This is a genomic window from Streptomyces sp. NBC_00683 (assembly GCF_036226745.1).
Classification (GTDB): Bacteria; Actinomycetota; Actinomycetes; order Streptomycetales; family Streptomycetaceae; genus Streptomyces.
In genome coordinates this window covers 1792974-1812109 of the sequence record NZ_CP109013.1, presented here as the reverse complement: position 1 = coordinate 1812109, position 19136 = coordinate 1792974, and the positions used below count along the sequence as shown (strand labels likewise).

At 71.9% G+C, this 19136-nt stretch carries 22 protein-coding genes; 12 read left to right on the top strand and 10 right to left on the bottom strand.

The genetic code is table 11. The annotated features are described in order from the left end of the window. Positions 1–118: 118 nt before the first annotated feature. On the bottom strand, positions 119–724 hold the full coding sequence (locus OG257_RS07990) for a nucleotidyltransferase family protein (RefSeq protein WP_329206020.1): 606 nt from the start codon (positions 722–724) through the stop codon (positions 119–121). A gap of 202 nt (positions 725–926) precedes the next feature. Here OG257_RS07990 and OG257_RS07985 point away from each other — a divergent pair, with 202 nt between their 5' ends. Beyond that, positions 927–1229 (top strand): DUF5955 family protein, encoded by a 303-nt coding sequence (locus OG257_RS07985; protein ID WP_329214973.1) that lies wholly within the window; start codon positions 927–929, stop codon positions 1227–1229. Between the two features lie 62 nt (positions 1230–1291). Here the strand turns inward: OG257_RS07985 and OG257_RS07980 are convergent, their stop codons facing one another. Next, positions 1292–1924 carry a response regulator transcription factor gene (locus tag OG257_RS07980; RefSeq protein ID WP_329206019.1) on the bottom strand — a complete coding sequence of 211 codons (633 nt, stop codon included), beginning with the start codon at positions 1922–1924 and terminating at the stop codon, positions 1292–1294. Then, positions 1921–3126 carry a sensor histidine kinase gene (locus tag OG257_RS07975; RefSeq protein ID WP_329206017.1) on the bottom strand — a complete coding sequence of 402 codons (1206 nt, stop codon included), beginning with the start codon at positions 3124–3126 and terminating at the stop codon, positions 1921–1923. Before OG257_RS07975 ends, OG257_RS07980 begins: the two co-directional genes overlap by 4 nt. A 110-nt stretch (positions 3127–3236) precedes the next feature. Here OG257_RS07975 and OG257_RS07970 point away from each other — a divergent pair, with 110 nt between their 5' ends. Both OG257_RS07970 and OG257_RS07965 read left to right on the top strand, forming a co-directional pair. Beyond that, positions 3237–4316, top strand: coding sequence for an ABC transporter permease (locus OG257_RS07970; protein WP_329206015.1), 1080 nt, complete (start codon positions 3237–3239; stop codon positions 4314–4316). Continuing rightward, positions 4313–4993: an ABC transporter ATP-binding protein gene (locus tag OG257_RS07965; protein ID WP_329206013.1), complete on the top strand. Its 681-nt coding sequence runs from the start codon at positions 4313–4315 to the stop codon at positions 4991–4993. Before OG257_RS07970 ends, OG257_RS07965 begins: the two co-directional genes overlap by 4 nt. A gap of 28 nt (positions 4994–5021) precedes the next feature. On the opposite strand, the gene OG257_RS07960 is transcribed toward OG257_RS07965, so the two are convergent. Further along, on the bottom strand, positions 5022–5822 hold the full coding sequence (locus OG257_RS07960; protein WP_329206012.1) for an IclR family transcriptional regulator: 801 nt from the start codon (positions 5820–5822) through the stop codon (positions 5022–5024). A gap of 372 nt (positions 5823–6194) precedes the next feature. Here OG257_RS07960 and allB point away from each other — a divergent pair, with 372 nt between their 5' ends. From allB to OG257_RS07945, 3 genes are all read left to right on the top strand, one after another. After that, entirely contained in the window at positions 6195–7523 is a 1329-nt protein-coding gene (gene allB, locus OG257_RS07955; RefSeq protein ID WP_329214971.1) for an allantoinase AllB, read from the top strand. A 2-nt stretch (positions 7524–7525) separates the two neighbouring features. Beyond that, on the top strand, positions 7526–8641 hold the full coding sequence (gene alc / locus OG257_RS07950; protein ID WP_329206011.1) for an allantoicase: 1116 nt from the start codon (positions 7526–7528) through the stop codon (positions 8639–8641). Between the two features lie 111 nt (positions 8642–8752). Beyond that, complete coding sequence (locus OG257_RS07945) at positions 8753–9082, top strand: putative quinol monooxygenase (RefSeq protein ID WP_329214970.1); 330 nt, start codon at positions 8753–8755, stop codon at positions 9080–9082. Between the two features lie 53 nt (positions 9083–9135). Here OG257_RS07945 and OG257_RS07940 read toward each other — a convergent pair whose 3' ends face one another. The 4 genes from OG257_RS07940 to OG257_RS07925 all read right to left on the bottom strand — a co-directional run bounded on the left by OG257_RS07940 (position 9136) and on the right by OG257_RS07925 (position 12180). Beyond that, positions 9136–9972 (bottom strand): aldo/keto reductase, encoded by an 837-nt coding sequence (locus tag OG257_RS07940; protein ID WP_329206010.1) that lies wholly within the window; start codon positions 9970–9972, stop codon positions 9136–9138. Positions 9973–10049: 77 nt separating this feature from the next. Then, complete coding sequence (locus OG257_RS07935) at positions 10050–10487, bottom strand: hypothetical protein (RefSeq protein ID WP_329206009.1); 438 nt, start codon at positions 10485–10487, stop codon at positions 10050–10052. A 58-nt stretch (positions 10488–10545) separates the two neighbouring features. Continuing rightward, on the bottom strand, positions 10546–11283 hold the full coding sequence (locus OG257_RS07930; protein ID WP_329206008.1) for an SDR family NAD(P)-dependent oxidoreductase: 738 nt from the start codon (positions 11281–11283) through the stop codon (positions 10546–10548). A 252-nt stretch (positions 11284–11535) separates the two neighbouring features. Next, positions 11536–12180: a TetR/AcrR family transcriptional regulator gene (locus OG257_RS07925; protein ID WP_329206006.1), complete on the bottom strand. Its 645-nt coding sequence runs from the start codon at positions 12178–12180 to the stop codon at positions 11536–11538. Between the two features lie 226 nt (positions 12181–12406). Here OG257_RS07925 and OG257_RS07920 point away from each other — a divergent pair, with 226 nt between their 5' ends. After that, a complete protein-coding gene (locus OG257_RS07920; protein WP_329206004.1) occupies positions 12407–13336 on the top strand; it encodes a DMT family transporter in 930 nt (309 codons plus the stop codon). On the opposite strand, the gene OG257_RS07915 is transcribed toward OG257_RS07920, so the two are convergent. Next, a complete protein-coding gene (locus OG257_RS07915) occupies positions 13326–13529 on the bottom strand; it encodes a hypothetical protein (protein WP_329206002.1) in 204 nt (67 codons plus the stop codon). The two genes, OG257_RS07920 and OG257_RS07915, sit on opposite strands and share 11 nt — an antisense overlap. Before the next feature lie 145 nt (positions 13530–13674). Here OG257_RS07915 and OG257_RS07910 point away from each other — a divergent pair, with 145 nt between their 5' ends. Genes OG257_RS07910 through OG257_RS07895 form a run of 4 tightly spaced genes read left to right on the top strand, consistent with a single transcriptional unit; the run spans position 13675 to position 17266 of the window. Then, entirely contained in the window at positions 13675–14895 is a 1221-nt protein-coding gene (locus OG257_RS07910) for a sensor histidine kinase (protein ID WP_329206000.1), read from the top strand. Further along, positions 14892–15617 carry a response regulator transcription factor gene (locus tag OG257_RS07905; RefSeq protein ID WP_329205998.1) on the top strand — a complete coding sequence of 242 codons (726 nt, stop codon included), beginning with the start codon at positions 14892–14894 and terminating at the stop codon, positions 15615–15617. Before OG257_RS07910 ends, OG257_RS07905 begins: the two co-directional genes overlap by 4 nt. Positions 15618–15648: 31 nt before the next feature. Next, positions 15649–16821, top strand: coding sequence for a cytochrome P450 family protein (locus tag OG257_RS07900; RefSeq protein ID WP_329205996.1), 1173 nt, complete (start codon positions 15649–15651; stop codon positions 16819–16821). A 22-nt stretch (positions 16822–16843) separates the two neighbouring features. After that, a complete protein-coding gene (locus OG257_RS07895; protein ID WP_329205993.1) occupies positions 16844–17266 on the top strand; it encodes a PaaI family thioesterase in 423 nt (140 codons plus the stop codon). A 2-nt stretch (positions 17267–17268) separates the two neighbouring features. Here the strand turns inward: OG257_RS07895 and OG257_RS07890 are convergent, their stop codons facing one another. Then, entirely contained in the window at positions 17269–18273 is a 1005-nt protein-coding gene (locus tag OG257_RS07890; protein ID WP_329205991.1) for a Gfo/Idh/MocA family protein, read from the bottom strand. A gap of 93 nt (positions 18274–18366) precedes the next feature. Between OG257_RS07890 and OG257_RS07885 the strand changes: the two genes are divergently transcribed. Then, positions 18367–19128 carry a GntR family transcriptional regulator gene (locus tag OG257_RS07885; protein ID WP_329205989.1) on the top strand — a complete coding sequence of 254 codons (762 nt, stop codon included), beginning with the start codon at positions 18367–18369 and terminating at the stop codon, positions 19126–19128. The last annotated feature ends 8 nt before the right edge of the window (positions 19129–19136 follow it).

The window sequence follows — 19136 nt, the reverse complement described above, 5'->3', positions numbered from 1 at the left end:
ATCAGTGGATATTAGTTTCCTCATGGTGGAAGTTCAATGGTTTGTTGATATCGAGATTCTCCGGGTCGACAGAAGTGGGGAGGAGATGGCGCACCGTGCCAGGGTGGGTACCCTCCGTTCATTCCAGGTGCCCCAGGTCCTCCGCCGTGTCGATGTCGTACGCCTGAGCCACATCGGAACACTCGACGAGCGTGATCGCATCGCGGTGCGTCCGCAGATACGCCCGCGCACCCTGGTCGCCGACCGCGCCCGCCCCGACGTCCGCCCACCGCTCGGCGCCGAACATCACCGGATGGCCCCGTTGCCCGTCGTACGTCGCCGCCACCAGGCTCGTCCGGGACCGGTACGCCGACCGCACCCGCGCCACCGCCTCCGCGCCGATACCCGGCTGGTCGACAAGCAGGACGAGTGCCGCGTCCGCGTCCGAACCGGTGAGCGCATCGAGCCCCGCACGCAGCGAGGAGCCCATGCCGTCCTCCCAGCGGGGGTTCACGGTCACCGTGCACCTGGAGAGGTCCGCCCGTGCCCGTGCCTCGTCGGCCGAGGCGCCCAGCACCACATGGACCGGGCCGCACCCGCCGTTGCGCAGTGCCCGGACCGCGTGTTCGACCAGGGGGCGCCCGCGGTGTTCCAGCAGGGCCTTCGGCCGGCCGCCGAGCCTGCGGCCGCCGCCTGCGGCGAGCAGCACGCCGGCGACGACGGGGATCCTTTGTTTGTCAGCCATGCGCTCTGGATACCACTGCTCTGTTCGCACTGGCGAAATGGAGGTCACTCTCAGGGAGTACCCTCATTTTCCGGCCGCGGAGTGGCGCACGCCACCTTTCATGGCGTTAACTTGACGACGGACCCAGGCACTTGACCGCCGCCCGGGACCTGGTCGGTACACCGGCACAGAACGTGCGAGGGGGAGTGCTTTGTTGCGAAGCGTGGGGCAGAAGCGGTTGACCGGCAGTGATGAGGATCCGAGAGTCGCGGAGTTGCGTACGGCCGTGTCCCGGCTCCGCCGTGAACTGGCCGGGCACCCCGTGGAGTTCCCCGACCGCGGAATCGCCGAGGACGAGCTGGCCGCGCTGGACGCCATGGCGGTCAGCGGAACGCCCGAGATTCCCCGGCTGCGACGCTCCCTCCTCCTGGTGGCGGGGGCGATCGGCTCGGTCAGCGCACTCGCTCCCGGCCTGCGGGACGTCAGGATCGCCGTGGACCTCTTCGGGGAGCCGCCGCGCCCGTGAGGGCGCCGTGACGGGCCGGTCCGCCGGAGCTGCCGCCGCGCCCGTGGGGGAAGCGCGTCCGGTCAGCGGCGGATCAGGCGGCGTGCGGTCGCCGCGGCGACGGCCGAGGTGCGTGAGTCGACGCCGAGCTTGGCGTAGATGTGCACCAGATGGGACTTCACCGTTGCCTGGCTCAGGAAGAGCCGCTTGCTGATCTGCTGGTTCGACAGGCCCTCACCGACCAGCTGGAGCACTTCGAGTTCACGTTTGGTCAGGGCCTGGGCAGGGGTCCGCATCCGGTCCATCAGGCGGTGCGCGACCGCCGGGGCGAGCGCCGAGCGGCCGGCAGCCGCCGTGCGCACCGCTGCCGCCAGCTCCGTGGGCGGGGCGTCCTTCAGCAGGTAGCCGCCGGCCCCCGCCTCGACCGCGGCCAGGATGTCCGCGTCCGACTCGTACGTGGTGAGGATCAGCACCCGGGGCGCGTCCGCCGCCGCGGTGATCGCGGCCGTGGCCTCCGAGCCGTGCATCCCCGTGCCGAACTGCAGGTCCATCAGGACGACGTCGAACTGCCCGGTCGCGGCAAGGGCCACGGCCTGCTCCGCCGTGGACGCCTCGGCGACGACCCGGAAGTCCGGCTCGGTGTCGAGGAGGGCGCGCAGGCCTGCCCGGACCACCGGGTGGTCGTCGGCGAGCAGCAGCCTGATCGGGTCGGTCATGCGGCGGCGCCCTCCGGCTCGGCGGACGGCAGCGGCAGCGTGACGGCGACGGCCGTACCCTGCTCCGGCGCCGACTCGACGCTCAGCGTGCCGCCCAGCGAGCGGGCCCGCGAGCGCATGGCGGGCAGCCCGAAGCCCCCGCTCTCCGTGCCCCCGCGCTTCCCGTCAGCCGCCGGGTCGAAGCCCTTCCCGTCGTCCACCACGTCCAGGGCCACCGACGTCCCCATGAAGCTGAGGGTGATCTCCGCCCGCCGCGCACCCGAGTGGCGCACCGCATTGGCCAGCGCCGACTGGGCGGTACGGAGCAACGCCACCTCGTACGGAGTGGGCAGCTCCACCGGCGTACCGCTGACCGCGAACTGCACGGTGAGCTCCGGTGCCGAGGTGCGCGACGAGAGACGGGACAGGGCAGCGGCCAGCGAACCGTGCTCCAGGTCCGGCGGGCTAAGGGCGCGCACGAAGCGGCGGGCCTCGGCCAAATTCTCCTGTGCCGCCTCACGGGCCCGGCGGACATGGGGGGTGGCCGGAGCATCCTGGGGGAGCGTGCGTTCGGCGGCCCGCAGGAGCAGCTGGATGCTGGACAGGCCCTGGGCGAGCGTGTCGTGGATCTCGCGGGCCAGCCGCTCCCGTTCGGCCAGGGTGCCCGCGGTGCGTTCGGCGTCGGCCAGCTCCGCCCGGGTGGAGACGAGCTCCTCGATGAGCTCGCGGCGCTGCTCGCTCTCCCGGAACAGCGCGTCGTACCCGAGCACGGTCGCCACGGCCACCGCCGCACCGAGCAGCGGCCCGATGAAGGTGCCAGGTGTGACGGCGTCGCCGTGCACGACGAAGCTGGTGATCGCAGCCGCCGCCGTGGCCGCCACGGCGGGCAGGCCCCACCGCACGGGGAGCAGGTGCAGCTGCAGGAAGTAGAGCGGGAAGGCCACCCACAGGGCGTCGGACGACAGTGCGAGCAGGGCGAGCCAGACCGCGCCCAGGGCGGCGAGCCAGACGGCGGCGGCACGGGTCTGCGGCTGTACGAGGGGGGTGAGCGCGCCCGCCGCGTACAGGGCGGCCATCACCCCTGCCACGACGACGACGGCGGTGGAGTGCGCCGTGCCGTCGCCCGTCGCGCGTGCGGCGGCCAGCGCCAGCAGGCCCAGCAGCAGCGCGTGCAGGCAGAGCCGCAGCGCGGCGGTTACTGGGGTGTGCGAACGCGAATCCATGGTCGTTCCAGCGTAGACGCGCCGGACGCGCGGCCGGTCAATCGAAAGGTTGATGTCCGCCCCCTCCGGCGCGCGATGTCTCCCGAGGCCCGCGGCCCGAGTCTGGAGTCATGTTCGTTGCATGGAGAGACCTGCGGTTCGCCAAGGGACGGTTCGCCCTCATGGGCACGGTCGTGGTGCTGATCACGCTGCTGGTGGGCCTGCTGTCCGGTCTCACGGCCGGCCTGGCCAGGGAGAACACCTCGGCCGTGACAGGGCTGAACGCCGACCGGCTCGCGTTCGCCGCCCCGCCGGACGGCCAGTCGGAGTCGTTCACGGATTCGACCGTCGAGGAGAGTGCCTGGCGTACCTGGGCCGGCCGGCCCGGGGTCACCGCCGCGGAGCCGCTCGGGATCCGGACGCTGAACGCCGGGACGGCCGACGGCGACCGCACGGCCGCGGTCTCGGCGTTCGGAGTCGACCCGCACGGAGGGCTCGCGCCCGGCACCGTGGGAGCAGGCCGGGTCGTGCTCTCGGAGAAGGCCGCGGACGACCTCGGCGCCGGGGCCGGCGACACGGTCCTGCTCGGCGCCGTCGAAGTGACCGTGGACGCGGTTCGGGGTGACGCCTCGTACAGCCATACGCCGGTGGTGTGGACGTCCCTCGCCGACTGGCAGCGCATCGGCGGCACAGGGAATCAGGCCACCGTGGTCGCCCTGACCACGACCGCCGACGCCGATCCGGCCGCCGGTGACAGGGCGGCGGGCACGAGCACCCTGACTCTCGACGGCTCCCTGCAGGCGATCGGTTCGTACCAGGCGGAGAACGGCTCGCTCCAGTTGATGCGCGGCTTCCTCTTCGCCATCTCCGCGCTGGTCATAGGCGCCTTCTTCACCGTCTGGACGATCCAGCGCGGCGGCGACGTCGCCGTACTCAAGGCCCTGGGCGCCTCCACCCCGTACCTGCTGCGGGACGCGCTCGGACAGGCCGTGGTGATGCTCGCCCTCGGTACGGGGGCGGGCGCCGGGCTCGCCGCGGGCATCGGTGCGCTGGTCGGGGGCCCGGACGGCACCGTGCCGTTCGTCCTCGACGCGTCGACCGTCCTCGTGCCGGCCGCGGTGATGATCGCCCTCGGCGTGCTCGGGGCCGCCCTGTCCATCCGGCGGATCACCGCCGTCGACCCGCTCACCGCACTCGGGAGTGCCCGATGACCCTCACCCTCAGCGACGTCACCCTGACCTACCCCGACGGGGACGGCCGGCTCACGGCGCTCGACCAGGTCTCGCTGGACGTCGCCGCGGGCTCGCTGACCGCGGTCGTCGGACCGTCCGGCTCCGGCAAGTCCAGCCTCCTCGCGGTGGCGGCCACGCTCGTCACTCCGGACCGTGGACGAGTCGTCGTCGCGGGTACGGAGACCGCCGGGCTCAGCCGCGCGGACAGGGCGGCGCTGCGCCGGGAGCGCATCGGCATCGTCTTCCAGCAGCCGAACCTGCTGCCCTCCCTGACCGCCGCGGAGCAGTTGCAGGTCATGACCCACCTGTCGCGCGGCTCGGCACGGGCAGCAAGGCGCCGGGCACTGGAGCTCCTGGACGCGGTGGGTCTGGCGGACAAGGCCGACCGCAGACCGCACCAGCTGTCCGGTGGTCAGCGCCAGCGGGTCAACATCGCGCGGGCCCTGATGAACGAACCTGCGGTGCTGCTCGTCGACGAACCGACCAGCGCGCTCGACCACGAACGGGGCGCGGCGGTCCTCGACCTGCTGACCGGGCTGACCCGGCAATGGTCGACGGCGACGGTGATGGTCACCCACGACCGGGCCCACCTGGACCGGGCGGACGGGACGGTGGCGATGGGGGACGGCTGCCTGTCGGTGCCGTTGCGGGTCTGACCGCGGGGGCCGTCCCGGCCCCGGTGGTTCAGCCCGTCGAGCCGTTGCTGGCCAGGGCCTCGGAGAGCTCCTTCGAGATCTGCTGGAGGATCGGCACGATCCGCTCCGTCGCCGCCTCCGTCACCCGTCCCGCCGGACCCGAGATGGAGATGGCGGCCGAAGTGGGGGAGTTGGGCACGGACACCGCGAGGCAGCGGACCCCGATCTCCTGCTCGTTGTCGTCCACCGCGTAGCCGGCCCTGCGCACCTGTTCGAGCGCGTCGAGGAAGCCGTCCGGTGTGGTGATCGTCTTCTCGGTGGCCGCGGGCATTCCCGTACGGGCCAGCAGTGCCCGGACCTCGTCCGCCGGCGTGTTCGCGAGCAGGGCCTTGCCCACCCCCGTGGAGTGCGGGAGAACCCGGCGTCCCACCTCGGTGAACATGCGCATCGAGTGCTTCGAGGGCACCTGTGCGACGTAGACGATCTCGTCCCCGTCGAGCAGCGCCATGTTCGCCGTCTCGCCGGTCTCCTCGACCAGGCGCTGGAGATACGGACGCGCCCAGGTGCCCAGCAGCCGGGACGCGGACTCGCCGAGTCTGATCAGCCGCGGGCCCAGCGCGTAGCGGCGGTTGGGCTGCTGGCGCACGTAGCCGCACACGACCAGCGTGCGCATCAGCCGGTGGATGGTCGGCAGCGGAAGGCCACTGCTCGCGGAGAGTTCGCTGAGCCCGACCTCGCCCCCGGCATCCGCCATGCGCTCCAGCAGATCGAAGGCGCGCTCGAGGGATTGCACCCCGCCACTGGGACCGGCGGGCTTGGAGTCGGAAGTGCTGGCGTGGGACGGCGGCACGTCAACGGTCCTTTCGAAGCGGAGGCAAGGCAGCAGCCTACCGGGCTGCTCCCGATCGGCCCACTGCTCCCGGTGCGGCGTCCTTGCCGGTCAGAACCTGTTTTGTCCCGGTGTCGACAGTCCGGGCCACGGTCTGTCCGGAGTGTGGTGGTGCCGCTCCTGGCCCATTCTACGTTCCGCCTGGCGAAATTGGACTTCTACTTTGTGGAATTCTCCAATCTGCACCGTTCCGGGGCCGCCGGTGGCCCGCTCGTCGCCCCGCGGGGAAAGTGAGGTCTTGACGGGGTGCTTTCCCGAGTGAAGACTCCTTCAACAATTCGTTGAAATTCTGAGTGAGGAGCACGGGTGCCCGGTGCGGACGTGAAGGCGGACATGAAACTGGTACTGCGCTCGACGCGCGTCGTCACCCCCGAGGGGACCCGCGCGGCCGCGGTCGTCGTCGCCGGCGGGACGATCGAGGCGGTCCTGCCCTACGACACCGAGGTGCCCGACGGGGCACGTACCGAGGACTTCGGCGACGACGTACTGCTGCCCGGCCTCGTCGACACCCACGTCCATGTGAACGACCCCGGCCGCACCGAGTGGGAAGGCTTCTGGACCGCCACCCGGGCAGCCGCGGCAGGCGGCATCACCACGCTGCTGGACATGCCGCTCAACTCCCTCCCGCCGACCACCACCGTCCCGCACCTGCGTACCAAGCAGCAGGTGGCGGCGCCCAAGGCGCACGTCGACACCGGATTCTGGGGCGGTGCGATCCCGTCGAACACGAAGGATCTGCGTCCGCTGTACGAGGCCGGGGTCTTCGGCTTCAAGTGCTTCCTCTCGCCCTCCGGGGTCGAGGAGTTCCCCGAGCTTGACCAGGAGCAACTGGCCCGCTCCATGGCCGAGATCGCCGGATTCGGCGGACTCCTGATCGTGCACGCGGAGGACCCGCACCACCTGGCGTCCGCACCGCAGCGCAGCGGCCCCGCGTACGCCGACTTCCTCGCCTCCCGGCCGCGCGACGCCGAGAACACCGCCATCGAGGGGCTCATCGCCCACGCCAAGCGGCTGAACGCCCGCGTCCACGTCCTGCACCTCTCCTCCAGCGACGCCCTGCCGCTGATCGCCGCCGCCAAGCGCGAGGGCGTACGCGTCACCGTCGAGTCCTGCCCGCACTTCCTCACCCTCACGGCGGAGGAAGTCCCCGACGGTGCGACGGAGTTCAAGTGCTGCCCGCCCATCAGGGAGGCCGCCAACCAGGACGCGCTGTGGGCGGGCCTCGCGGATGGCACCATCGACTGCATCGTCTCCGACCACTCGCCCTGCACCACCGACCTCAAGACACCGGACTTCGCCTCCGCGTGGGGCGGCATCTCCTCCCTCCAGCTGGGTCTCCCCGCCATCTGGACCGAGGCGCGCAGGCGCGGCCACACGCTCGACGACGTAGCCCGCTGGATGTCCGCCGCCCCCGCCGCGCTCGCCGGTCTCACCCGCAAGGGCGCCATCGAGGCCGGACACGACGCGGACTTCGCGGTCCTCGCCCCCGACGAGACCTTCACCGTCGACCCGGCCGAGCTCTTCCACCGCAACCAGGTAACCGCCTACGCGGGCCGGACGCTGTACGGCGTCGTCAGGTCGACCTGGCTGCGCGGGCAGCGGATCGCCGCCGACGGCGTACTCGGCGAACCCACCGGCCGCCTCCTCGAAAGGAACCACTGACCATGACGGCGACACCCCACTTCACCGGCGACGCGAGCCCGTACGGAGGTGGCGACGAGTACGCCGACTACCGGACCGCGGACTTTCCCTTCACCCATCTCGTGGACCTCGCCGACCGCCGGCTCGGCGCCGGCGTGATCGCCGCCAACGACGAGTTCTTCGCCGAGCGCGAGAATCTGCTGAAGCCGGAGCCCGCCGCGTTCGACCCGGAGCGCTTCGGGCACAAGGGCAAGATCATGGACGGCTGGGAGACCCGCCGCCGACGCGGTACCGGTGCCGCCGAGCCGCACCCCACCGACGAGGACCACGACTGGGCCCTCGTACGCCTCGGCGCACCCGGAGTCGTGCGCGGACTCGTCGTCGACACCGCCCACTTCCGTGGAAACTACCCGCAGTCGGTCTCCGTCGAGGCGACCTCGGTGCCCGGCTCCCCGTCGCCCGAGGACCTCCTCGCACCCGACGTGAAGTGGACAACACTCGTACCCCGTACGGCCGTCGGCGGCCACGCGGCCAACGGCTTCACGGTCGACGCCGGGCAGCGCTTCACCCACCTCAGGGTCAACCAGCACCCGGACGGCGGCATAGCCCGGCTGAGGGTCCACGGCGAAGTGGCCCCCGACCCCGCCTGGCTGTCCGCCCTCGGTACGTTCGACCTCGTGGCCCTGGAGAACGGCGGTCAGGTCGAGGACGCCTCCGACCGCTTCTACTCCCCGGCCACGAACACCATCGCGCCCGGCCGCTCCCGCAAGATGGACGACGGCTGGGAGACGCGGCGCAGGCGGGACAAGGGCAACGACTGGATCCGCTACCGGCTGGCCGCGCAGTCGGAGATCCGCGCCGTCGAGATCGACACCGCCTACCTCAAGGGCAACGCGGCGGGATGGGCGACCCTTTCGGTGCGCGACGGGAGCAGCGGTGACTGGACCGAGATTTTGCCCCGCACCCGGCTGCAGCCCGACACGAACCACCGCTTCGTCCTCACGGAGCCCGCGCTCGGCACGCACGTCCGGATCGACATCTTCCCGGACGGCGGGATCTCCCGGCTGCGGCTCCTCGGCTCGCTGACCGAACAAGGGGCGGACCGGCTGGCCGCCCGTCATGAGGAGCTGGGCGGTTAGAACCGCAGGGCCCGTCGGCGGCACACGGGTGTGCCGGGCATGCCCTGGTTGATGGCATATGGGACCCTGGTCGACGCCCGCACCGCGGCACGCCGTCGACCAGGAGTCGCCATGATCTTCATCGCCGTCAGGTTCACCGTCCGTACCGCCGAGCGTGACAACTGGCTCCCGGCGGTCGACGACTTCACCCTCGCCACCCGTCAGGAGCCGGGCAACCTCTTCTTCGAGTGGTCGTACAGCGTCGAGAACCCGGACCAGTTCGTCCTGCTCGAAGCCTTCGCCTCTCAGGAGGCGGGTGTGGCGCACGTGAACTCGCAGCACTTCAAGGCGGCGATCGAGACGATGTCCGGGCTGGTCTCCGAGGTCCCGGAGATCATCAACGTCGAGGTGCCGGGCGACGACTGGTCCCGGATGTCGGAGGTCACCCCCCGCAACCGGTGACCCGGGCGTCGGCCGGCCGCCTGCGGCAACCGGTCGCGGCACCCGGCCCGACGTCAGAACTCCTCGTGCGTCTCGGGGTCGCCGCCGAAGCGGTGCTGCGGCCGGCCCCCGATCCCTGCCAGTTCCTCGGGCGTCAGCTCGAACCCGAACAGGTCCAGGTTCTCGCGCTGCCGCCCGGGATCGGCCGACTTCGGGATCGGTACCGCACCGAGCTGCGTGTGCCACCGCAGCACGACCTGGCCCGGCGTCACCCCGTGCGCCCCGGCGGCAGCCACGACCTCCGGGGCCTCGAGCACCTTGCGCCCCCGGGCCAGCGGGCTCCAGCTCTCCGTGAGGATGCTCTTCTCGGCGTGCACCGCCCGCAACTCCTCCTGCGGCAGCAGCGGATGCATCTCGATCTGGTTCACCGCGGGCAGCACGCCCGTCTCCTGCTCCAGCCGGGCCAGATGGGCCGCGGTGAAGTTGGAGACGCCGATGGAACGTACGAGCCCTTCCTCGCGGAGCTTGATCATCGCCTTCCAGGTGTCCACGAACCTGCCGACGCCGGGAAGGGGCCAGTGGATGAGGTACAGGTCGACGTACTCCAGCCCGAGATTGCCCCGGGACTCCTCGAAGGAGGCCAGCGTCTCCTCGTACCCGTGATGCCGGCCGGGCACCTTGGTCGTCACGAAGACGTCCTCGCGCGGTACGCCGCTGCGGGCGATCCCGCGTCCGGTGCCGGTCTCGTTGCGGTAGTTCAGAGCGGTGTCCACGAGCCGGTAGCCGAGGCCCAGCGCCCCGGCGACCGCCTGCTCGGCCGCCTCGTCGTCGAGCGGCCAGGTGCCGAGACCCACCGCGGGGACGGTGCGGCCGTCGTTGAGGGTGTGGACCGGGGTCGGGGTCTGGCTCATGGTCTCCCACTTCGTTCGCTGTCGTCCCCGTCAGCGTATGACCGGCAGCGGTACGGGGCAGCGCGGCGGGGCCCCAGTCAGCAGAGGTCGTTGTGCCACCCGCCGTCCTCCAGGACCCATGTGGACGTCTCGTCGAATCTCGGCTCACCGACGCCGTAGGTCACTTGTGCGGTGTCCTTCGTGACCCTGCCCACGGTCAGTCGCCGCAGGGTGTACGTCGTTCCGAGCTGCCGGGCCGTCGCCGTCGCCCGTTCGGGGAGTTCGGCGAAGGACTCCTCGGTCCACTGGTCCCGGCACGTCGCGGAGAGGAGCCGGTAGGCGGCGGCGGTGTCGGGCTCGTAGTAGGCCTTCACATAGGCGCGTACGGACGATTCCAGAGCCGCTGTGTCCACCGGTGCGCTCGTGGGCGCCGAAGTGGTCGGCCGCTGCCCGGGCGAAGTCGCCGCCCCGTGCGTGCAGGCGGTGAGTGCCACCAGTGCGCAGACTCCGGCGGCGGTGGTGAGAAGGGCTCGCATGGAGCCATCCCACCCCACCCCCGTGCCGGTCGCGGCCGAAGTGTTCGATCCGTGACGATCAGGCCGCGTGGCCTCCGTCCACCACCACCTCGGTCCCGGTGATGTACGCGGCCTCGTCGCTCGCCAAGTAGGCGATCAGGGAGGCCACTTCGTCCGCCGTGCCGAACCTGTCCAGTGCGGTGGCGGACCGCTGCCCGGCGGCGAACGGGCCGGACGCCGGGTTGAGGTCGGTGTCGACAGGGCCCGGCTGGACGATGTTCACCGTGATGCCGCGCGGGCCGAGCTCGCGGGCGAGCGGCTTGGTGAGACCGGCCAGGGCGGACTTGCTCATGGCGTAGAGCGAGCCGCCGGGACCGCCCGCGTGCCTGCTCAGCGCGGTGCCGAGCGAGATGATGCGCCCGCCGTCCGCCATCCGTCCCGCGGCCGCCCGGCAGGCCAGGAACACGGCGCGCACGTTGACGGCGAGTACCCGGTCCACGTCGGCAGTGGTCAGGTCCGTGATGGGGCCGAGGACACCGATACCCGCATTGTTGACGAGGATGTCGAGCCGCCCCAGCGTGTCCGCCGCCTCGTGCACGGCCGCCTCGGCCGCACCGGCGTCGGCCGCGTCCGAGTGAAGGGCGACCGCGCGGCGGCCGTACCCCTCGATCCGGCGGACGACTGCCTCGGCGGCCTCCTTGTCACGGACGTACGTCAGTGCCACGTCGACGCCGTCCCGGGCGAGCCTGAGGGCGGTCGCCGCACCGATGCCGCGGCTTCCGCCGGTCACGAGCGCGGTCCTGTTGGTGCTGGTCATCGCGTATTTCCCTGTCTGCCGGAGCTGCCGCGCCGTTCGGCGGCGGCAACAATAAGGAAAGCCCTCCGGAAGCCCGCTCACCGGCGGGAAACGGACAGGGAGCCCGGCGCCCGCCGGGCCTGCCGAATGAGTTGCGTCCGGGGGCCGGTTCCGCAGGAGCGGACGTGCGGACTGCCGGGGCCGACCGGCGAGTCAGGCCCCGGGAGGCCGCGGAGGAGGATCGCCGGTGCGACCGGTGAGCCGTCGCGGCGTTCAGGGGGCTGCGGGCAGCAGCGAGACGTCCGTCGCGGCGCCGCGCAGGCGCGCGAGGATCGCCCGCGCCGCCTTCGCGTAGCCGGGAGTGTTGCTGTGCAGGACCGACTCCGCGTTGGCCAGCTCCATGAACGCGATCAGCTCGAAGGCCAGTTGGGAGACGTCCGTGTCCTCGGCGAGCTCGCCCCGGACCCTGGCCTCGTCGATGGTCTCCTCCACGAACGTGACCCAGCCGGTCTGCGAGGAGGCCAGTGCGTCGTGCACCTTGCCGTCACGGGAGTCGAACTCGGCGATCGTCGAGTAGAAGAAGCAGCCGCCGAGGAACACCCGCCGGCTCGAGTAGGAGAGCCAGCTCTCGCACATGCGCCAGACACGGCCCAGCCCCGGGGCCGCCGCCCTGGTCGGTGTCAGCACGTGCTCCACGAAGACCGTCACGGCGGCGCGCACCGTGGCGAGCTGGAGCTCCTCCTTGGAGCCGAAGAGCGCGAACACCCCGCTCTTGCTCAGCTTCAGTTCCGTGGCCAGCCTCCCGAGCGACAGGCCCTCCAGGCCCTCCGTCGAGGCGACCTGGACCGCATGCTCCAGAACCAGCTGCCTGGTCTGGTTGCCCCGCTCGACCCGTCCGTCCGGCCGCGCTCCAGCCATGCGTCAACTCCGTGTCTCAGAGGGCCATAAGACCGACATTCTAGGATGTCCCGCCACCGGCGGAGGACCGCTTCGACGGGGGACAACCCCTGAGGGCGCGTGACAGGTCCGGTCACCGGACAGGTGTTCCCGCAGGTGGCGCGCGCCGGGTAGCGTGATCGCTCCGCGTGTGAGCCGGCGAGGTCTCCACATCGTTTCCCGCTGTGGAGAACCAGGAGAAGCCGACGTGTCCTCTGTCGCCCTGCCCGCCCTCGCCCCGCCCCGCCGGGCGTGGGCCACCGATCTGCCCGTACTGCTCGTCGCCTTCGTCTGGGGCGCCAGCTACCTCGCGGCCAAGGGCATCACCACCACGCACACCGTGATCGCCGTGCTGGTGCTCCGCTTCGCGATCGTGCTGCCGGTCCTCGCCGTGGCCGGCCGGCGCAAGCTGCGGGCGCTGAGTGCGGAGCAGTGGAGGGGCGCCGGGCTGCTGGGACTGGTACTCAGCGTGATCTTCCTGCTGGAGACGTACGGCGTCGTGCACACCTCGGCGACCAACGCCGGTCTCATCATCAGCCTCACCATGATCTTCACGCCGCTCGCCGAGGCCGCGGTCACCGGGATCAGGCCGCCCAGGGCCTTTCTCGCCGCGGCCGGCCTCTCGGTCGCCGGTGTCGTGCTCCTGACCCAGGGCGGCGGATTCACCAGCCCCTCGGCGGGGGACTTCCTGATGCTGCTCGCCGCCCTCGCCCGCACGGTCCACGTCCTGGCCATGTCCCGCATCAAAGCGATCCGGTCGGCGGACTCGCTGTCGCTGACCACCGTGCAGCTCGGCAGCGCGGTCGCCGTCTTCGCCGTGCTGGCCGCGGTCCCCGGGACGGGCCCGGCCCCCTGGACGGTGGCGGCGGACTTCGGCGCCGCCGAGTGGGCCGGGCTGGTCTTCCTCTCCGTCTTCTGCACGCTCTTCGCGTTCTTCGTGCAGGCGTGGTCCGTACGCCGTACCTCGCCGTCCCGCGTCAGCCTGCTGCTCGGTACGGAACCGCTCTGGGCGGCCGCGGTGGGCATCTCCCTCGGGGGCGAGCGGCTGGGCCTCCTCGGAGGGCTGGGCGCGGTGCTCGTGCTGGGGGGTACCGCCTGGGGGCGCCGCAGCGTGGACAGGCGGACGGCTACGCCCTGATGCGGTCCGCCGCGATCATCACCGCCCCACCCGTCACCACCAGCACGATGCTGACGAAGAGCCCGTGGTCGTCGAGGAAGTCCAGTCGCGCCACCACGGCCCACAGCCGGAACCACCTCGTCCACTCGTAGAGCAGTCCGGCGGCCCCCTGGACGAACACGATGAACCCGGCCGTCTCCACGAATTTCTTCATGACCCGAGCCTGTCGCGCACCGCCCCGCCCCGGCATCGGCCACCGGTCGTGCGGGGCCCGCCGAAAGTCTGGGATCGTGCGACTTCGGTCTCTGCCCCGGCCGCAACGGGCCTGCGGCGGCCCCGGCCTGCGTAGTTTTGTCGATATGACGCGCACGGAGTACCGCTGGCTGCTGCCCTCGGCCCTGGCCGACCACGAGCTGTCCGGCGGCGACGGGGGCCGGTCGCGCCGGACCGTACGGGACTGGATCGACGACATCACGGCCTTCCTCTGCGCAGCCTCCATCGGGGTGCTCGCCCTCGCCGCGATCGACGCGGACCACACCACCCCGGACGGTGTCGTCTTCGTCGACTCCCTGGTCGGTGCCGCCGCCTGCTGCGCCCTCTGGCTCCGGCGCCGTTGGCCCGTGGGGCTCGCGGTGTCGCTGACCGCCGTCGGCATCGTGGAACCCGTCGCGGCCGGCGCGCTGCTGATCGCCCTGTTCAGCCTGGCCGTGCACCGGCCGTTCAAGCCGGTGGCGATCGTCGGCGCGGGCGCCCTCGCCGTGGCCCCCCTGCAACCCCTGCTCCGCCCGGACCCGACCACCTCCTTCATCGCCTCCACGATCATCGGGGTGCTGCTGGTCCTGCTGGTGGTCAGCTGGGGCATGGTCGTACGGTCACGGCGCCAGCTCGTGGTCACGTTGCGTGAACGGGCGCGCCGGGCGGAGGCCGAGGCGGCACTCCGGGCGGAACAGGCCCAGCGGCTGGCCCGTGAGGCCATCGCCCGCGAGATGCACGACGTCCTCGCCCACCGCCTGACCCTGCTCAGCGTCCACGCGGGAGCCCTCGAATTCCGGCCCGACGCACCCCCCGCCGAGGTCGGCAGGGCCGCCGGAGTCATCCGGGACAGCGCCCACGAGGCGCTCCAGGACCTCCGCGAGATCATCGGCGTCCTGCGCGGCCCCGGGGAGGGCGACGAGGGCAACCGGCCGCAGCCCACGCTCGTCACCCTGGACGCGCTGGTCGAGGAGTCGGTGTCGGCCGGGATGAAGGTCACCCTGGACAACCGCGTCGCCGACCCGGCCGAGGCGCCCGCGGCCACCGGACGCACCGTCTACCGCATCGCACAGGAAGCCCTCACCAATGCCCGCAAACACGCACCCGGCGCCCCGGTCACCGTCACCGTGACCGGCGGCCCGGGCGACGGGCTCACGATCGAGGTCCGCAACCCCGCCCCCACCGAACCCTTCGAGCGGGTCCCCGGATCGGGCCAGGGCCTCATCGGCCTCACCGAGCGCGCCACCCTGGCCGGGGGCGGCCTGGAGCACGGACCCGGGCCCGACGGCGGATTCGGTGTCCGGGCCTGGCTACCGTGGCCCGCATGAACACCCCGACGCCCGAGGTACCACCACGACCGGTCCGGCTGCTCATCGTCGACGACGACCCGCTCGTACGGGCCGGGCTCACCCTGATGCTCGGCGGAGCCGACGGCATCGACATCGTGGGGGAGGGCGCCGACGGCACCGAGGTCGAGGGCCTGGTCGACCGGCTGCGCCCCGACGTGGTGCTGATGGACATCCGGATGCCCGTCATGGACGGACTGGCCGCGACCGAGGCACTGCGAAGCAGGCCCGAGGCCCCCGAGGTCGTCGTCCTCACCACCTTCCACGCCGATGAACAGGTGCTGCGGGCCATCCGCGCGGGGGCGGCAGGATTTGTCCTGAAGGACACCCCGCCCGCCCAGATCGTCGAAGCGGTCCGGCGCGTCGCAGCCGGCGAGCCCGTCCTCTCACCCGCCGTCACCCGCCGTCTCATGGCCCGTGCCGCGGGCGGCACGGCGGACGACCGGCCGGCCCGAGCGGACCGTGCGCGGCAACGGTTCGCCGAGCTCGCGGACCGCGAACGGGACGTGGCGCTGGCCGTCGGACGCGGCAGCTCCAACGCGGAGATCGCCGCCACCCTCTATCTGAGTGTGGCCACGGTGAAGACGCACGTCTCCCGGATCCTCGCCAGACTCGGGCTCAACAACCGTGTCCAGATCGCGCTGCTGGTCCACGACGCGGGCCTGCTGGACGAGGACGGACCGGCCGACGGCGGCCTACGCTGAACGGAGTCAGACCAGGACAGGGGGCGGGCCGATGTCCGTGATCGATCTGCGTGAGGTGCGGGACTTCACGGCGAATCCGTATCCGCACTACGCGAAGTTGCGCGCCGAGGGGCCGTTGCACGCCGTCCGTACCGACAACTTCGACCGCATCTGGCTGATCGTCGGATACGAGGAGGCCCGCGCGGCCCTCGCGGACCAGCGGTTCAGCAAGGACCGGCGGGTGGCGGAGCGCTGGTCGGCGGCGGGCAGTCCGATCAACGCGAGCATGCTGGAGCTGGACGCACCCCATCACACGAGGCTGCGGCGGCTCGTCGCCCGTGAGTTCACCCCCCGGCGGATCGAGGCGCTGCGTCCGCGGATCGAGCAGATCACCGCCGGACTCCTCGACGCGATGGTGCCCGCCGGGAGCGCCGACCTCGTCGACGCGCTCGCCTTCCCCCTGCCGATGACGGTGATCTGCGAACTCATCGGCGTACCCGGCTTGGACCGGGACGCCTTCCGGCTGCTGTCCAACGCCATCGTCGCGCCCGTCTCGCACGAGAAGGAGGACGCGGCGGTCCACGCCATGGGCGCCTACCTCGACGAGCTGATCGAGGACAAGCGCTGCGCGCCCGGCGACGACCTGTTGAGCGCCCTGATCCAGGCGCGCGACGAGGGGGGCGACCGGCTGTCGTCCGACGAACTGGTCGGCATGGCCTTTCTGCTCCTGGTGGCGGGCCACGAGACGACGGTGAACCTGATCGCCAACGGGGTACGCGCGCTGCTCGACCACCCCGATCAACTCGCCCTGCTCCGGGCCGATCCGGAGCTCATCGACGGGGCCGTCGAGGAGATGCTCCGGTACGACGGACCGGTCGAGAACGCGACCCTCCGCTTCACCAGGGAGCCGGTCCCCGTCGGCTCCCGTGTCATTCCGGCGGGGGAGGCGGTCCTGGTCGCCCTCGGCTCGGGGGACCGCGACCCCGACCGCTACCCGGACCCGGACACCTTCGACATACGGCGCGACGCCCAGGGGCACCTCGCGTTCGGGCACGGCATGCACTTCTGCATGGGCGCACCGCTGGCCCGGATGGAGGGGCGGATCGCGATCCGCGCCCTGCTGGACCGGTGCCCCGGCCTCGTACGGGATCCGGACGGCGGGGAGCCGGACTGGCTGCCGGGGATGCTGATCCGGGGGGTCCGTAGTCTGCCCGTGAGCTGGTAGGAACGGAATCGGGAGAAACGCCATGACGGAACCGTCTCTGCGGATGGCACAGAAGATCCTCGACAGTCAGCCCTTCAGCGGGCTCGTCGGTGCGCGGATCACGGAGTTCGGGGACGGGGCGGCCACCCTCGAGATCGACGTCCGTGAGGACCTGGAGCAGCAGAACGGGTACCTGCACGGAGGCGTGCTGGCCTACGCGGCCGACAACTCGATCACTTTCGCGGCCGGGACGACGCTCGGCCCCGCCGTGCTCACGGGCGGCTTCTCCATCCAGTACGTCCGCCCCGCGGCCGGCCGCACCCTCGTTGCCAGGGCCACCGTCGTGCACACCGGCCGCCGACAGGCCGTCGTGCGTTGCGAGCTGTACACCGTGGACGACGAGGGGGCCGAGGTGCTGTGCGCGGTCGCCCAGGGGACGGTTCTCTCGACCGGGCCGGCAGCCTGACGTCAGCCCCCGGCGAGCTCGGTCATCAGCACGGGGCGGCGCTCGCGGCGCGACAGTTCGCAGGCCTCGGCGATGCGCAGGGCGTGCAGCGCCTCCCGGCCGTCGCAGGGGTTCGCCAGTTCACCGCGGACGACGCGTACGAACGCGTCCAGCTCCGCCTCGTACGCCGCGGCGAACCGCTCCAGGAAGCCCGGCCACGGCTTGTCAGGGGCCGCGGGCCCCTTCGGCTCGGCCGACGTGATCGGCGTACGGTCGTCGAGGCCGACCGTGATCTGGTCCTGCTCGCCCGCCAGTTCCATCCGTACGTCGTATCCCGCCCCGTTGCACCGGGTGGCGGTGGCCGTGGCGAGTGTTCCGTCGTCCAGGGTCAGCAGGGCGGCCGCAGTGTCGACATCGCCCGCCGCCCGGAACATCGGGTGCCCGGCATCCGACCCGGTGGCGTACACCTCGGTCACCTCACGGCCCGTCACCCAGCGCAGGATGTCGAAGTCGTGTACGAGACAGTCCCTGAACAGGCCCCCGGAGAGCGGCAGATACGCGGCGGGCGGCGGAGCGGCGTCGGAGGTCGTCGCCCGTACGGTGTGCAGCCTGCCCAGGGCGCCGCCGCGCACGGCCGCGCGTGCCGCGGCGTAGCCGGGGTCGAACCGGCGCATGAAACCGAGCTGGAGCACGCTGCCCGCCCGGTCGACCTCGCGCAGTGCGCCGAGCGTCCCCGGCAGGTCCAGCGCGATCGGTTTCTCGCAGAAGGCGGGCAGACCCGCCCGTGCCACCCGGCCGATGAGCTCCGCGTGCGCGGAGGTGGCCGAGGCGATCACCACGGCGTCCACCCCCGCGCCGAGGACGTCGGCGGCGGAAGCGACGGCCGTCGCACCCGTCCGGCCCGCGACCTGTGCGGCGCGGGCCGCGTCGGGATCCGTCACCACCAGGGTGTCGACCCCGGGATGGCGTGCCAGGACGCCCGCGTGGAAGGAGCCGATCCGGCCGGTGCCGATGAGTCCGATGCGCATGGACCCAACGTGCCGCCCGCCCGGTGCCCTGTCAACTATATGTCCTGACAAATCGAAGGGTGCTGTGGTGCGGGACGGGGTACGCTCCCTGCCGTGTCCAAACCCACCGCCGACTCCGCCGCTCTGGGGCTTGGCGTGGACCGCACCAGCCCCGTCCCGCTCTACTACCAGCTGGCCCAGCAGCTGGAGGCGGCCATCGAGCAGGGCAGGCTCACACCCGGCAGCCTCCTCGGCAACGAGCTGGAACTCGCCGCACGGCTCGGCCTGTCCAGGCCCACCGTCCGCCAGGCCATCCAGTCGCTCGTCGACAAGGGGCTGATGGTGCGCCGCAGGGGCGTGGGCACCCAGGTCGTCCACAGCCGGATCAAGCGCCCGCTCGAACTGAGCAGCCTCTACGACGATCTGGAGGCGGCCGGTCAGCACCCCGCGACCCGGGTCCTGCGCAACACGGTCGAGGCGGCGACGGCCGAGGTCGCCGCGGCGCTCGGTGTCGAGGAGGGCAGCGACGTCCATCTCGTGGAGCGGCTGCGGTACGCGCACGACGAGCCCATGGCTCTCCTGCGCAACCATCTGCCCCCGGACCTGCTCGAACTGACCACCGAGCGGCTGGAGTCGACCGGGCTCTACCGGATGATGCGCCTGTCGGGGATCACGCTGCACAGCGCCCGCCAGTCCGTCGGGGCGCGGGCCGCGACCGCGGAGGAGGCGAAGCGGCTCATGGAGGACGAAGGGGCGCCGCTGCTGACGATGGAGCGGACCACGTTCGACGACGGAGGCAGGGCGGTCGAGTTCGGCTCCCACGTCTACCGTGCCTCGCGGTACGCGTTCGAATTCCAGCTGCTGGTACGGCCCTGAGCCCTCCT

Coding starts and splice junctions, on each gene's coding strand:
- OG257_RS07990 (WP_329206020.1), bottom strand. CDS start 724: ATGGCTGACAAACAAAGGATCCCCGTCGTCGCCGGCGTGCTGCTCGCC.
- OG257_RS07980 (WP_329206019.1), bottom strand. CDS start 1,924: ATGACCGACCCGATCAGGCTGCTGCTCGCCGACGACCACCCGGTGGTC.
- OG257_RS07975 (WP_329206017.1), bottom strand. CDS start 3,126: ATGGATTCGCGTTCGCACACCCCAGTAACCGCCGCGCTGCGGCTCTGC.
- OG257_RS07970 (WP_329206015.1), top strand. CDS start 3,237: ATGTTCGTTGCATGGAGAGACCTGCGGTTCGCCAAGGGACGGTTCGCC.
- OG257_RS07965 (WP_329206013.1), top strand. CDS start 4,313: ATGACCCTCACCCTCAGCGACGTCACCCTGACCTACCCCGACGGGGAC.
- allB (WP_329214971.1), top strand. CDS start 6,195: ATGAAACTGGTACTGCGCTCGACGCGCGTCGTCACCCCCGAGGGGACC.
- alc (WP_329206011.1), top strand. CDS start 7,526: ATGACGGCGACACCCCACTTCACCGGCGACGCGAGCCCGTACGGAGGT.
- OG257_RS07945 (WP_329214970.1), top strand. CDS start 8,753: ATGATCTTCATCGCCGTCAGGTTCACCGTCCGTACCGCCGAGCGTGAC.
- OG257_RS07940 (WP_329206010.1), bottom strand. CDS start 9,972: ATGAGCCAGACCCCGACCCCGGTCCACACCCTCAACGACGGCCGCACC.
- OG257_RS07935 (WP_329206009.1), bottom strand. CDS start 10,487: ATGCGAGCCCTTCTCACCACCGCCGCCGGAGTCTGCGCACTGGTGGCA.
- OG257_RS07930 (WP_329206008.1), bottom strand. CDS start 11,283: ATGACCAGCACCAACAGGACCGCGCTCGTGACCGGCGGAAGCCGCGGC.
- OG257_RS07925 (WP_329206006.1), bottom strand. CDS start 12,180: ATGGCTGGAGCGCGGCCGGACGGACGGGTCGAGCGGGGCAACCAGACC.
- OG257_RS07915 (WP_329206002.1), bottom strand. CDS start 13,529: ATGAAGAAATTCGTGGAGACGGCCGGGTTCATCGTGTTCGTCCAGGGG.
- OG257_RS07910 (WP_329206000.1), top strand. CDS start 13,675: ATGACGCGCACGGAGTACCGCTGGCTGCTGCCCTCGGCCCTGGCCGAC.
- OG257_RS07905 (WP_329205998.1), top strand. CDS start 14,892: ATGAACACCCCGACGCCCGAGGTACCACCACGACCGGTCCGGCTGCTC.
- OG257_RS07900 (WP_329205996.1), top strand. CDS start 15,649: ATGTCCGTGATCGATCTGCGTGAGGTGCGGGACTTCACGGCGAATCCG.
- OG257_RS07895 (WP_329205993.1), top strand. CDS start 16,844: ATGACGGAACCGTCTCTGCGGATGGCACAGAAGATCCTCGACAGTCAG.
- OG257_RS07890 (WP_329205991.1), bottom strand. CDS start 18,273: ATGCGCATCGGACTCATCGGCACCGGCCGGATCGGCTCCTTCCACGCG.